Origin of the sequence: Mucilaginibacter sp. (genome assembly GCF_025359345.1) — a bacterium.
In the GTDB taxonomy this organism is placed as follows: Bacteria; Bacteroidota; Bacteroidia; order Sphingobacteriales; family Sphingobacteriaceae; genus Mucilaginibacter.
Genome location: NZ_JANYGQ010000026.1, coordinates 197,195 through 211,540, shown reverse-complemented (window position 1 = coordinate 211,540; position 14,346 = coordinate 197,195). Strand labels below are relative to the sequence as shown.

Here is a 14,346-nt window from a genome sequence, read left to right as displayed (position 1 = left end):
TGTCTGAACTTTGACTAAAGGATTGTAGGATTGCCATGATGCCTCGCAAACGGCAATCAGCGAAATCAACGCAATCATGAAAATCAACGGCTCTGACTACTCGTACCTGTTAGGGCTAAATAATCCTGCTTCAATAACGGGCTTTTCGCCATTGAAAGCATCAGCAATCAACTTACCTGTAGCAGGCGCCAGGCCCAAACCTATCATGGCATGACCGGTTGCAATAGCCAGGTTTTTGTATTTACTTGATACCCCGATGTAAGGCAAGCCGTCCGGTGAGCATGGCCTAAAGCCAAACCACACATCTTTTTCAGCCGGCACATCCAGCTTAAATTCAGGGAAGTATTTAGGAACTGATTCAACAATTCCCTTTACACGGTTCATGTTTACCTGCTTATTAATTTTGCCGATTTCCATGGTGCCGCCGAAGCGGATTCCGCCGTTCATTGGAGTAATAGCAACGCGTGCTTCACAAAGAATAGATGGAATAGTCATTTTTTTAACCGGGTTGTTCACCATAAATGAATAGCCTTTGCCGGGCATTAGCGGTATGCTCAATCCGGCTAGTTTTGCTATTCCCGGCGACCATGAACCGCCGGAAATCAGGTAACTATCGCCTGTATATTCGGCATCCTTTGTGATTACTGATGTTATTTTACCGGCATCAGTGTTTATTCCTGTAACTTCAGTATTTCTGTGTATGCGCACCCCCTCTGCTTCCAGGTATTTTACTAATCCCTTCATCAGTTTGTTGGGCGACATATGCGAGTCACAATGATAATGTACGGCGCCCAATATATCCAGTTCGATATCCGGCTGTAGTTTGCGGGTTTCTGCCGATGTTAAGTATTGCGCATCCAAACCAAGGTTGGTAGCTTTTTCAACCATGTGTATTTCTTCTTCCTCAACCTTAGCTGATTTAAAAAGCATCAGGATGCCCTTGTCTTCCAAATCGAAGTTGATACCCGAGTCTTTTTCAAACTCGTGGTATAAATTCCGGCTCAGTAATGAAATATCCCTCAATCCGCCCGCCGAGCGTTCCACATGTTTCTTGGTGGCGCTTTTTACAAACTTTAGTCCCCAGCCAATCAGTTCTTTATTTAAGGATGGTTTTACATAAAACGGGCTTTTGCTGTCAAACATCCAGCGTATCCCCTGCTCAATCATGCCCGGCGATGCCAGCGGCACAAAATGGCTTGGCGTAACCATACCGGCGTTGCCGAATGAACAATTGTCGCTCAGGTCGCCTTGCTCCAAAACGTCGACTTCCCAACCTGATTTGTGCAGGTAGTATGCCGAAAATAAACCTATTACACCACCACCGATTATTATTGCTTTGCTCATTATTCACTTCTTTCTCCGCGCGTCATTGCGAGGAACGAAGCAATCTCTCCACATGCAAATCAATGGACCAATTAATTATGGATACCTTGCAAGCCGCATTTAGGTTCCCCAAAATATTAAGGTTCTTGACTATCCTGCGTAGAGATTGCTTCGTTCCTCGCAATGACGCGTAGTTTAATTTAATATTTCGTTATATCACCTGGAACCCAAATGCGTACGGGTCCTCGTCATCTATTTTAATTGTATTATATCCGTAAACCTTTGCCCAACCCTCAATACCGGGAATGATGGCCGGTTTATCACCAATCATTACTTCATCCTCAACAGTGCCGATAAACTGGCTGCCGATAATGCTTTCGTGTATAAATTTGTCACCTTTTTTCAATTTCCCTTTAGCATGCCATTGCGCCATACGGGCTGACGTACCTGTGCCGCAGGGCGAGCGGTCGATTGCTTTATCGCCATAGAAAACCGCGTTGCGTGCAGTGGCTTCAGGCGAAATAGTTTTGCCCGTCCAAAGGATATGCGAGCAACCGTTTATAGTTGGGTTTTGTGGGTGAACAAAAGTATATTTCTCATTTATCCGTTTACGCAATACCCTGCTCCATGATATTAGCTGGTCTGCAGTATAATCTTCAAGGCCCTTAAAGTTCGGCTGCGGATCAACAATAGCATAATAGTTACCGCCATAGCTCACATCAACAGTAAGCATACCTAAATCCGGACATTCAACTTCCAGGTTTTCGGCTGCAAGATACGATGCCACGTTGGTTAGCTTTACCGATTTAACTTTGCTTCCCTCCTGTTTGTACTCAATCAGCACTAAACCAGCAGGTGCTTCCATGCGGATAATCCCCGGAGTTTTTGGAACTATAAGCCCTTCTTCCACAGCTATGGTTATCGTGCCGATTGTACCATGCCCGCACATGGGCAGGCAGCCGCTGGTTTCGATAAACAAAACAGCAACGTCGTTTGCCGGGTCGTGCGGCGGGTAAAGAATACTGCCCGACATCATATCATGGCCGCGCGGCTCAAACATCAGTCCTTTGCGTATCCAGTCGTACTCTTTTAAAAAGTGCTGGCGCTTTTCGCTCATGTTATTACCCTCAAGGTTCGGGCCGCCACCAGCTACCAGCCTTACCGGGTTACCGCAAGTGTGGGCGTCTATGCAGAAGAATGTTTTTGAAGACATTATTTTCTATTTAAAGCTAATTTAATTTTTGTCATTGCGAGCGCAGCGTGGCAACCGCGAATTTGCAAAAGCCGCTCTGTATAGTTCGCGGTTGCTTCGTTCCTCGCAATGACAGTTAAGAAGAAACTATTTCTTCCATTCATTATTAAACATCCGCCAAATATTTAACGGATTATTGGTTTTCAATTCGTCGGGTAATAAATCCTCGCTCCAGTTTTGCCAGCATACCGGGCGCACAAAACGTTTGATGGATGAGGTACCTACCGATGTAAAGCGGCTATCTGAGGTTGCCGGGTAAGGGCCACCGTGTTGCATGGCATTACCAACTTCAACACCGGTTGGCGGGCAGTTAAGTATTACCCTGCCGGCACGGTTTGCCAGCTTATCGGTAATGCTTGTATTAGCAGCAAGCTCATCTCCGTCAGCATAAATAGTGGCGGTTAACTGGCCGTGTAACGAATCAACAACCTCCTCCAATTGGGCTATATCATCAGCCACTATCAGCATGGAGTACGGCCCGAAAATTTCTTCTTTAAACTTGTCATCAGCTAAAAATGCAGAAGCGGTAATTTCAGTTACTACGGCGCCGCCCTGGTTTAACTTTTCGGTGTTTATTTTATCCGATTTTGCGATAACCGTTACAGCTTTATCAGCCAGCACGCTTTCAGCCAGTTTGCTAAAGTTTTTGCAGATACCGGGTGTAAGCATGGTATCTGAATTGATACCGGCAATAGCAGTGGCAAGCGCCGTTTTAAACTTATCCAGTCCGGCAGATTTTACTGCCAGTAATAAACCCGGCTGCGTGCAAAACTGACCGGCATTGTTAGTTACCGGGCCTGCCAGTTTAGCCAATTCTTCGGGGCGGTTTTCAAGTGCCTGCGGAAGCAAAACGATGGGGTTAACACTACCCATTTCGGCAAATACCGGGATGGGCTCTTTACGCTCCTGTGCCATTTTTACCAGGGCCATACCGCCTTTTAACGAACCTGTAAAAGTTACTATTTTAGTTTTTGGGTGTTTCACCAGCGTTTCGCCAACGGCATAGCCATCGTCATATAATATCGAAAAAACACCTTCGGGCATGCCGGTTTTTTCGGCGGCCTTTTTTATTGCTTCGGCAACCAAAGCGCTCGTGCCAGGGTGCGCAGGGTGCGCTTTAACAACTACCGGGCAGCCGGCAGCCAAAGCGGCGGCAGTATCGCCGCCGGCAACAGAAAATGCCAAAGGGAAATTGCTTGCCCCAAAAACCACTGCCGGGCCAAGCGGCACCATCATTTTACGAATATCCAAACGGGGCAGCGGCTGACGATCGGGTATGGCAGTATCTATTATTGCTTCCACCCATGAGCCTTCTTCCAGCACATCGGCAAACATTTTTAGCTGGTTGGTGGTACGTCCGCGTTCGCCCTGCAAACGTGGTGCAGGTAAGCCGCTTTCGGCAGATGCACGCTCAATAAGCGCATCACCAATCGCAATAATTTCATCAGCAATGGCCCGTAAAAATGCGGCCTTTTTGCTTTTGCCGATGCTGCGGTAAGTTGCAAAAGCTTTATCTGCCAAAATCATGGCGGCTTCGGCTTCGGCTATGCTGGCGGCATAAAATTCGCCGGGCAGGTCAACGCCCAAAGCAGGGTCAATGGCTTTAAATGTTTTGCCTTGTTCGGGTTGGTATTTGTAGCCTATTAAGTTTCTTGTTTCCATAGTATGTAAAATTAAAAAAACTTGTCATTGCGATGAGATACGACGAAGCAAACTCGTCACCCTGCAAAATCGTCTTGCATAGTTCGCGGTTGCTTCGTTCCTCGCAATGACAAAAAAGGCTAATTAGCCTCAACCGCAACACCCCAGCTACCAGCAGGCAGTTCAGGGCGATTAGCGATGGCGTTATCAATTATTGATAATATACGCTCGCGTTCTTCCCCAACTAATGGTAAACGTGGAGCCCTTACAGTTTCGGTACCCAGGCCGGTTTGCTTTTCAGCAAGTTTAATGTACTGTACCAGTTTGGGGTGAATGTCCAGCTCAAGCACAGGCAAAAACCAGCGGTAAATAGCCAGTGCTTCCTGGTGGCGACCTTGTTTGGCTAAATTAAATATCGCAACAGTTTCGCGCGGGAAAGCATCAACCAAGCCAGCTACCCAGCCATCGCAGCCCATAAACAAACTCTCCAATGCTAACGTATCTACGCCGGTTAATAGTTTAAATCGGTCTCCAAAACGGTTTATCATTCTTGTTACATTGCTCACGTCACGTGTCGACTCTTTTACGGCCTGTATGTTATCATATTGGGCCAGTTCGGCAAACATATCCAGGGTAACCTCAATTTTATAATCGTAGGGGTTATTGTAGATCATGATCGGCAATGGCGTGCTTTTGGCAACAGTTGCAAAATACTCCAGCGTTTCGCGCTTGTCGGCATTGTAGCGCAACGGCGGCAGCATCATTAAGCCATCAGCACCGTATTTTAAAGCGTTGGCGGCACATACCAGCGCTGCCCTGGTAGTTTGCTCAGCAATATTTAATATCACATAAGCGCGCTTGTTAACCGTTTTCACGGTTTGCTTTAACAGTTCGATTTTTTCATCATCGGTTAATACGCTGGCCTCGCCAAGCGAACCGCCTATGATGATGCCTTTTGCACCTGCTTCTAATTGTGCTTCGATATTTTTATCGAATGCCTCAAAATCCATTTCGTCATTGTCGTTGAATTTTGTTGTTACCGCCGGGAAAACCCCTTTCCAAATTACGCTCATGTTATTGTGTTTTGTATGCTATACTATTTAATTTTTACTTTTTTTTATCATTCTGAGCGATAGCGAAGAATCTTATTCAGTTGTGAGTCACCGCTTGCAAGGTTTGCGACCTAACAAGGGAATACCTATTGCTTATATAAGATTCTTCACTACGTTCAGAATGACAAAGAGTTATTAGTCATAATTTTATTTACTTAACTTCACCAGCACAACCCCATGCGGTGGAACTTTTACCGTAATTGCGTCACCACTCATAATCAGGTATTTCTGCTGCCATACGTCGCGTACCTTTGTATATTCGCTCAGCCCGCTTGCCTTTTTGTATAAACTAGTAGTCCCATACCTATCTCCGGTATTAAAGAATCCTACAGCTTTACTGCCATCCGCCAAATCCTTTATCCAAATCTGGTACTGAATCGGGTCATCCTTCGGAGTGTTATAGAATTGTTTAGCTTCTTTACCTAATGCATCCTGGTCAATAGCCAGTACTTCATCGTTGGTAAGCAGGTTCAGTGTAAACCTGTCAAGTTTGCCCATATCACAGCCTATTAATAAGGGAGATGATAATAGGCTCCATAAACTGATGTGCGTGTACTGCTCATCAGGTGTTAAATGCGTATTGTGCTGATTATCGCCCCAACCAACTTTACCGACAATAAGCATATCCGGATCGTTAAAATGGCCCGGTTCTGCATGTGGCGCGGCGGGCATCTGGCTAAAGCCAATATCCGTCATGCTTTTCCAGGTATCGGTGATATCGCCGGTTGTGCGCCAGCTGTTACCGCCAACTTCGGCGCCCCAGTTCCAAACCTGACCCATACCATACTGGCAAAAGCTAAACATAATATCCCTTGGAATTTTATTTAACGACGCCCGCATTACCTGGTAAGGTTTTTTCATATCATCAAGGTTTGGGTCTTTAGCCGTTACCTCGCTGTACGAGCACCAGTCGTATTTTAAATAATCAATGCCCCAATCGCCATAAGTTTTGGCATCCTGGTCTTCATGCTGCCAGCTACCTAAATAGCCGCCGCAGGTACGCGGACCCGGCGACGAGTAAATCCCCATCTTTAAGCCCAGGCTGTGTACAAAATCGGCAGTACCCTTCATATCCGGGAACTTGCTGTTGGTTACAATCTCACCGCTTTCAGCACGCTTTTCAGCTTCCCAGCCATCGTCTATATTTACAAAGTTCCAGCCGTGTGCGCTTAGCTTATCAATCATGGTTTTGGCAGCCACACGTACTTTTTGGTCGTTAACCGAAAGTCCAAAGGCGTTCCAGCTGTTCCATCCTAAGGCGGGTGTAAGGCCTATCAGGTCGCCAATTTTTATGGTGAATTTCTTTGATTTGGTACCGAGGCTATTGTGCACGGTTAAAGTAACGGCGTAGTCTCCTTTTTGGCTAACAGCACCTGTAATTATACCTGTATTGGCATCCAGCTTTAAACCTTCGGGCAAACCGGTTGCTTCATAAATCAAAGGCTTTTTACCCGATGCAGGCACCAGGTACAAAAACGGATTTCCGGGACGCGCGCCATAAACATCGGGCCCGTTGATCATCGGTTTAGCGCTTGGGTAAGGTGTTAGCACATACGGTGTACCGTCAGTTTTTGTAACGGTCTCGCCGGATTTTTCTTCAGTAAACGTATAGGTTACCAGGTATGATTTTTTCTCGAGCCGTGCTATGTTAAACTTATAAGTAAACGGTTTGCCCGCGGTAAAATTGGCTTCGTTTGTCTTATCGTAAAGTACAGTGCCGTTTTCAGGGTCTGTTACTTTAAAGGCCAATTTACCTTTATACTGGTAATTACTGGTGGTGGTTAGCTTAATGGCTTTGTCAAGGCTGTTGTTTTCGCCAAAGCTGAACTCACCGTCGGTATTTATGGTTACCGGGTCCATTATGCCTGCCATTGCTATGGTAAATTTATTACCATATAAACCGCCTTCGCCGCCGGTATCAAAAATGCGGATGGCCAATACGTTTTCCTTATCCCACAACAACGCCGGGTTATTGGCTGCAATGGTATAACTACGCGGACCATAGTTACCATCTTTTATAGTGCCCTTTTGCCCGCCATATTTCGCGACCAGTTTACCGTTTAAGTAAACCTCATCGTTATCATCAACATCATTAAGGATGATGCGCAGACTATCTTTTAAAAATGATTTTTCTTTGATCGATGACGGGATAACTAAATGCAGCCGGTACCAGCCAAAGCCGTTAACGCCTTTATAACCTTGTTCTTCCCACGGCTTGCTTAAATCAGCTGCTTTCCAGCCGCTATCGTTATAAGCCGGCGATGCCCATTGGGTGGAATCACCGATCGCAAACTTCCATCCCTTGTCGATTGACATTTCCTGTGCGGCAGCCCTAAATGTAAGGGCGGCAACTATGCAGGTCAACAAAAATAGTTTTCTCATCATTTTAATATTGATTTGATAATTGGTTCAACCGTAGAAACGGTGGTTTTTTGGTTTAATACTGTCAAAACTACGGTTTATAAATTATTTTGTTATCAATTCAATATATTTTACTTTTTCAGGAAACCACACCGTCATTTCGCCCTTACCCCGGTTGGCCCATGAGTAATATGGAATGGCGGTCATAGTTTTGTTTTCGGTAGTTACGGTTTGCGCTGCTTCATCAATATTAACACTTTTAACTGTAGCTTTTAATACAGTTACCCCATTTAATAACGATGGATCATAGGCCGTTTCAAAAACAGTATTTTTAGGAACAACCAGGTTGCTTGCCTTGCCATTATTATCTTTCCACTCAGCGCAATACATCAGCGGGCCGCGCTGCAATGCCACTTTGCCAATATCGTCAACAAGGGCTATGTTGGCCGCCACCCGTTGTACATCCATTGGTAAAGTTAGCTCAACCTTATCGTTCTTTTTCCATTTTTTGCTAATAACAGCGTAGCCGTTTTTCATTTGGTAATCAACCGGCTTGCCATTAACCTTTATTTCTATTTTTTGTACCGACACCTGCTGATAGCTATAAAGTGTTGATGGTATAGCCTGGTTTTGTACCCAGCCCGGTATGCGTATCTTAAGGTTCAAATCCATGGCCGATGATGGGTCGATAGTAAAAGCCAGGCCGCCATCCCATGGGTAGTTATTTTGCTGGGTAATCTTCAACTCCTTATTGTTCACCTTTAAATTACCGGTACCACTAATGAAAAGGTTTACATACACATCGTTGCCGTTCTGTGCATAAATATAACCTGGGATAGATGGTATTAACCGTACCACATTGGTAGGGCAACAGGAACACACAAACCAGCCCGAGCGCTCTCTCTCTAAATCAGGGTGGTTAAAGCTGTCGGTAACTTGCATGGCGTTGGTGTAAAAAAACGATTTGCCATCAAGCCCAACGCCGGAGATTAATCCATTGTAAAGCGTCTTTTCCATCACATCAATATATTTCGAATCGCCGTGCAATAAAAACATACGCTGGTTCCAGAAAACGCTGCCTATTGCGGCGCAGGTTTCGTTATAAGCGGTGGCGTTAGGTAATTCATAATTATCGCCAAAACGCTCGCCATCGCCAACTGCGCCAATGCTCCCCTGCACGTACATTTTTTTAGTAACCATGTTGTTCCAGATTTTGTCGATGGCTTTAATGTAAGCAGTATCGCCGGTTAAGGCTGCCACGTCCGTCATGCCCGAGTACAGGTACATTGCCCTTACAGCATGACCTTCGGCTTCATCCTGGTCAATAACCGGTTCGTTATCCTGGAAATAAACGCCGTTTTCGTAGGGGTTTTTGCTGTGCTTGTCGTATTGTTTTATACCTCGTTGATCGATAAAAAACTTGGCGAGGTTTAAATAGTCAGTTTTGCCCGTAATTCGGTATAGTCGCACCAGTCCCATTTCCACAATTTCGTGGCCGGGAGCGACGTGTTTTTTACCGGGGCCAAAAGTCCTTGCCAAAAGGTCGGCATTTTTTAGGGCGATATTTAAAAAGTTGCGCTGGCCGGTTGCCATGTAATGGGCTGCAGCGGCTTCAAACATGTGGCCGCAGTTGTAAAGTTCGTGGCTTAGTTTCCCTTCATTTATCCAACGCTCCGGCCCGGCTGCTGATAGCGGGTGTGCCGGGTTTATACTACGGGCAGTATACAAATAGCCATCTGGTTCCTGCGCGCGGCCAACTATAGCAATCAACGAATCAACATATTTTGCCAATGCGGGATCGGAATGCACTGCTAATGAGTATGAGGCGCCCTCGATGGTTTTATAAATATCGGTATCGTCAAAAGGATAAACTGTGCAAAACTTACCTTTGTGCTCGGCAGCCATTACAAAGTTTTTGATACGGCCGGTACTATCGCAACGCTTAAACGATGCCGGGATGGTAACAGTGCGATTTGTTTCGATGCGCGACGACCAGAAATGATCGGTTAGCTTTACGCTGGTAAAAGGCACTGGCTGTATAGGATAATCCTGCTTTTGGGCGTTTGCCGCAAACCAGCAGGATACAAGGGCCAATAAGCAAATATTCTTTATCATAGCCTTTTGAATGAGTTTGTTAGGTTGGAATTAACCACACCAAATTAACGAATCCAAAAGTACGCAGTGCACAAATTTATATTCAAAGGATTTTTACCAGATTATAACTGCATTTTACCTTGTTGATATACTTTTGTTTAATTATAAGGATAGAATAGCGTAAAACCAAGCTCATTAAAAACAATATCCCCCGGATTTATCACCCGGGGGACCTGCAATTATTATTTTACTCCCAATTAGTTTGTTGTTTAGTTGGCCGTCATTGATATCACCGCGCCGGTGCCAATAGTTTCGGGGCTGAAGTTGCCACCCGGTGCATTAGGGTGCGACTCGCCATTACTTAACGATACGGTGCAATTAACCGGCATGCCTGATGGGTTGTAGCCAATGTAATAACCGCTGCCCTGTGGCAAGGTAACATGCTGGGTACCCGAATGAGCCGGCGCGTTTACCGAAATGTTAGATTGCCCTGTGCGTACAAAAGTAATTGATAAACCGTTGCCACTGTTGTTTGTAACCGCGAAGCTGATGGTTGGCGGGTTTACTGTACAGGTGCCGTGCGAGTTTGCATAATTCTGGCCATTGTTGTTAATATCGGTTTGTGCCTGGGCATCGGCTGCCGCCTGCGTGCTGCCCGCGTAAGTGTTTTGTATTACCGTATACGTTACGCTTGAACCGGTAGAGCCCGTACCACAATTATTGCGGGTAAAGGCTTGCGACCGCTGTGAGTTACCAAATTGCCCCACAGGGAACAAGGTTGCACCTGGCGCTATATCGGTTGTGGTTGTACCATTAGCGCCGCCGCAAACATCAAACTTCATCATAAAATGCAGGTTAATGTCGATGTTTACCGGAACCAGGCCGGTGCTTGTACATGTTATTGAAATAGTTGTTGGTGCCAATGTAGTACAGTTGTAGGCTTGTACGCTCAGTATTCCCATATGGAAATAGTCAGAGAAATTTCCATCGCCTGTGCCGTAAGGTGGCGGGTTGTCTGCCGATATTCCAGGGCAGGTAATCACATACATTGGCGAACTTAAGCTGGCAGCATCAATGTGATTAGACGGGGTTTCACCAACTGCGGTCCAAACAATGGTGCCGCCGGAAGTAACGTTTGGATGGTTGAATGTAATTGTGGCAAAGCACGACAGGGCCGCGCAGCATAGTATGCTGCATAGCAGAAAAATTCTTTTCATAAAGGTTTTTTTAAAGGTTAATAGATACTAAATAATTTATTAGGTTTTCGGTCAGTTCAAATTGTTTAAAGGCTCAGGTTTTTGAGTAAAAAAAATGTTTAATTGTTGGATTTCCGAAGGGATGCCGAAACCGGTAAACAGCGGGTAACTCCACTGCCAGTTGCCACAAAATCTTCGTGTTGGTTAATCGTTTAGGTTAATTGGTATTCAAATATATTATATTATTATTTAAATTCTAAAATATTTTTTCAAATAATTTTTTTGGCTATTTTTATCGTGCCTGATCCAAGCATCCATTAGATATAAACCAGCTAACTATTGCTATTTAATGCGAAAAAAAAATGTTATATGCTGTTATATAGACAGTTATTGCCGACACCGTTCGTTTATTTTGAAGGAGCACATAGCATAAATGGAAGCATATACAGCCACTTATACTTAATATTTAATATTGGGCGGAGCTTTGATAATGGCGAGTGATTAACTTTTGAGCAATTCACTTCAATCAATTCATTAACTGTAAATTAAACATATATTTTATTACCAGCCTTAATACCTTATACTTGTACCATAAACCTTTTTATAATTTAATGATAAAAATTCCGGGCCTGTTCCTGATGCTCCTGTTGGCTATAGCTACAGGGGGCGCTTACGCGCAAACGGCTTTTGTAACCGGGAAGATTGTAAATAAAGACAGTAATTTGCCAGTTGAAGGCGCTAATATTATGCTGTTGCAAGGCAGCGATATTACCTACCGCACCGCAACCGATAGCCTGGGCAATTTTAAAATTCCACAGAGTTTGTATTTACAGATGACGGCTTTGAAAATAACCAGCATTAATTACCAGGATTTAAAAATCGATAAGAAATTCAGTATTGAACAGTTGCAAAACAAAAATTACCTTTTGGGCACATTCGCGCTTAAACCAGGCAAAATTGAACTGCAGGAAGTAAAAGTTAATGCCAAAAGGCGGTACAGCGATACCACCAACATTAACCTTTCGAAAAATAAATTTGAACGCTCAATAATGATGGACGACCTGTTTTCGGGAAACTACGGTTTTACGAAAGACAAAAACGGTCGCATTTATTACAAGGGCAACCTGGTATCGAATATACTGGTTGATGGCGGTGATTTTTTTGGCAAAAACAACTTCGACATCTATCATTTGCTGCCTGCCCTAACCATGGAGAACATACAGGTGGTTGAAACCAATATCGATAGTACTACCAATACCACCAAATTACGACCTGTAGTAAAAGTAAACCTGACGCTAAAACCCCAGTACAACAAAGGCAAGTTTGGCAACGCCAATGCGGGCGGTGGCACTTCAGCGCGCTACCTGGCAAATACCGATCTGTATGCATATCGGAACAAACAACAGGTATCGCTTGACCTGAATTTGAACAACGTAAACGCCGGCGATAACTTGATAACGCCACCATCCGTAAGTTTTTCGGCCACGGGAAATGGCTTAAATGCGCGCGGCGCCAGGTTTACCTATCGTAATGTTGTTGCTAAAAAATTAGACGTTAATTTTGAGATCAAGGGCAGGCTGGACAATAAGCTTTACACCTCGCTTTCAGAACGGAATGATTTGGATATCCGCCAGTTTTCGAAAACCACCAATGCCTCAAACATAAAAACCTGGGGCATCGACAACTCAAATTTCAATATTAACTACCGCGCCGACCTGCTCAACAGCTTCAATATCTCGCAATCGTTTAGCTCTGTTAATACCCGGGTGCGCGACTCGTTAAATTATACAATAAAATCAGACAGTACCAACACGATATCGAAGGTTGGCAGGCTAAACAACACGTTAACCGAAAATTCATCGAGCAGGGTGCTTTACCTGCACCGGTTTGCTTCAAAAAAAGGGCGGCTACTAAATGTGAGCGCTATTTATAATGATAACAGCTATCACATAAACGAGAGCAACAACATTTATAACCTGAGCAACAATGTAACAAAAACCTATTTTATTGATGGTAAAAGGCTGGTAACAAACCGGCAATTGGCGATAAACAGCAGCTATACCGAACCTTTGGGCGAAAACAGCTATGTCACCATTTTTGCCAATTACAAAAAGGACGATATTGTTGAAAGCGACAATGTAAAAAGCGATACCGCTGTAAGCTACCTCACCCCTGCCGGCATTTATAACCAATACCTGGAAACCGGGCTAAAATTTCAGCGCACTTTTTCTAAAGTTTCATTTGATGGCAACATTACCGGGATATTCAATTCGAAAGATATACACACGGCCGGCGGGACTGCAAATAACTCCTTTAAAGTGAACTTCGACTTAAAAACCGATTATAAAGTCGACCCGCGCAAAAACCTGCTGCTCACTTACTCTTTAGTTACCACCTATCCGGATATACACCAGCTCAGCAGTCTCAACAGCAATTTCGACCTTGTATCGCAGGTGAGCGGCAACCCCAACCTTAAACCCCAGGACAATTACAGCATTAAAGCTGCATATGACTTAAAAAGTTCAGATACCGAATCGCTTTTATTCAGCGGCGAATTCAACTATTATACCTCTAAATTTGGTTATGCAATTGTATCTGCGGGCACATTTTTAAGCAGCGTTACCACCAATGTGGGTAATGCAAAATCGGGCGCGCTTTCTTTTTCGTTTAATAAAAACTTTGCCAATCAGCGCTATATTAATTCAACCAGCTCGTTAAGCTACCAGGAAAACCCTTCATTTGTGAGCGGCCAGCGCGTATTAAACAGCGGTATATTGTTTAATCAATCGGTATCAACCACGCTGCCAATTGTAAAATCACTGGTTACGCTGACCCCGCTGTTAGCCGCATCATACAGTAAATTTAACTTTGGCACCGGCAGCAGTAATGTAATTACGTTTACTTATTCTGACAGAATTTCATTAACCGCTCTAAAATCGGAAGTCTCAATGTTCCCACTTTTTACTTATAGCCATAATATCAATAACAACCACTCATTTTCAATGAACGGTGAAATTAAAAGGAGTTTCTTTAAAAACTATGTGTCGGCCTGGCTGCAGGCTTACGACATATTTAATTCGTTTAAATTTTATAACAATTATGTGGGGCCTACTTATACGCAAACTATCAGCTATTCAAATATTCAGCGGTATGTGTTTTTGGGGGTGAGTTATAAGTTTAATAATTTCAAATAATCACTGCTTAACGGGAAAGCCGTTTCACCTTTCTATTCGCGTCAGCGTAGTTTTATTTTAGCCACTTCGCCGCCGGTTTTCACATCATTAATCCTTTGTTAATTTAAACATTGCTAAATGTTAAAAAATTGGCAAATGCCCGTTAATCGCTGCATGAAAACTTAACCTATTGT

Annotated in this window: 8 protein-coding genes; 1 reads left to right on the top strand and 7 read right to left on the bottom strand. The window is 44.1% G+C overall.

From position 1 onward, the window contains the following. Positions 1–96 precede the first annotated feature (96 nt). The 7 genes from Q0R52_RS17430 to Q0R52_RS17400 all read right to left on the bottom strand — a co-directional run bounded on the left by Q0R52_RS17430 (position 97) and on the right by Q0R52_RS17400 (position 11,000). Positions 97–1,344, bottom strand: coding sequence for an FAD-dependent oxidoreductase (locus Q0R52_RS17430; protein WP_295796495.1), 1,248 nt, complete (start codon positions 1,342–1,344; stop codon positions 97–99). 190 nt (positions 1,345–1,534) lie between these two features. After that, positions 1,535–2,536, bottom strand: coding sequence for a 4-hydroxyproline epimerase (locus tag Q0R52_RS17425; RefSeq protein ID WP_295796493.1), 1,002 nt, complete (start codon positions 2,534–2,536; stop codon positions 1,535–1,537). A 126-nt stretch (positions 2,537–2,662) separates the two neighbouring features. Next, positions 2,663–4,237, bottom strand: a complete 1,575-nt coding sequence (locus Q0R52_RS17420; protein ID WP_295796491.1) for an aldehyde dehydrogenase (NADP(+)) — start codon at positions 4,235–4,237, stop codon at positions 2,663–2,665. Positions 4,238–4,356: 119 nt separating this feature from the next. Continuing rightward, positions 4,357–5,289 carry a dihydrodipicolinate synthase family protein gene (locus tag Q0R52_RS17415; RefSeq protein WP_295796489.1) on the bottom strand — a complete coding sequence of 311 codons (933 nt, stop codon included), beginning with the start codon at positions 5,287–5,289 and terminating at the stop codon, positions 4,357–4,359. A 186-nt stretch (positions 5,290–5,475) separates the two neighbouring features. After that, on the bottom strand, positions 5,476–7,713 hold the full coding sequence (locus tag Q0R52_RS17410; RefSeq protein WP_295796487.1) for a putative Ig domain-containing protein: 2,238 nt from the start codon (positions 7,711–7,713) through the stop codon (positions 5,476–5,478). An 81-nt stretch (positions 7,714–7,794) separates the two neighbouring features. Continuing rightward, positions 7,795–9,804, bottom strand: coding sequence for a glycoside hydrolase family 127 protein (locus tag Q0R52_RS17405; RefSeq protein ID WP_295796485.1), 2,010 nt, complete (start codon positions 9,802–9,804; stop codon positions 7,795–7,797). Between the two features lie 248 nt (positions 9,805–10,052). Further along, positions 10,053–11,000 carry a DUF5977 domain-containing protein gene (locus Q0R52_RS17400; RefSeq protein ID WP_295796483.1) on the bottom strand — a complete coding sequence of 316 codons (948 nt, stop codon included), beginning with the start codon at positions 10,998–11,000 and terminating at the stop codon, positions 10,053–10,055. Positions 11,001–11,590: 590 nt separating this feature from the next. On the opposite strand from Q0R52_RS17400, the gene Q0R52_RS17395 reads away from it, so the two are divergent. Then, on the top strand, positions 11,591–14,173 hold the full coding sequence (locus tag Q0R52_RS17395; RefSeq protein ID WP_295796481.1) for an outer membrane beta-barrel protein: 2,583 nt from the start codon (positions 11,591–11,593) through the stop codon (positions 14,171–14,173). The last annotated feature ends 173 nt before the right edge of the window (positions 14,174–14,346 follow it).

What these genes read in the sequence shown, in the direction of transcription:
- Q0R52_RS17425 (WP_295796493.1), bottom strand. Translation starts at nt 2,536, where the DNA reads ATGTCTTCAAAAACATTCTTCTGCATAGACGCCCACACTTGCGGTAAC.
- Q0R52_RS17430 (WP_295796495.1), bottom strand. Translation starts at nt 1,344, where the DNA reads ATGAGCAAAGCAATAATAATCGGTGGTGGTGTAATAGGTTTATTTTCG.
- Q0R52_RS17420 (WP_295796491.1), bottom strand. Translation starts at nt 4,237, where the DNA reads ATGGAAACAAGAAACTTAATAGGCTACAAATACCAACCCGAACAAGGC.
- Q0R52_RS17395 (WP_295796481.1), top strand. Translation starts at nt 11,591, where the DNA reads ATGATAAAAATTCCGGGCCTGTTCCTGATGCTCCTGTTGGCTATAGCT.
- Q0R52_RS17400 (WP_295796483.1), bottom strand. Translation starts at nt 11,000, where the DNA reads ATGAAAAGAATTTTTCTGCTATGCAGCATACTATGCTGCGCGGCCCTG.
- Q0R52_RS17405 (WP_295796485.1), bottom strand. Translation starts at nt 9,804, where the DNA reads ATGATAAAGAATATTTGCTTATTGGCCCTTGTATCCTGCTGGTTTGCG.
- Q0R52_RS17415 (WP_295796489.1), bottom strand. Translation starts at nt 5,289, where the DNA reads ATGAGCGTAATTTGGAAAGGGGTTTTCCCGGCGGTAACAACAAAATTC.
- Q0R52_RS17410 (WP_295796487.1), bottom strand. Translation starts at nt 7,713, where the DNA reads ATGATGAGAAAACTATTTTTGTTGACCTGCATAGTTGCCGCCCTTACA.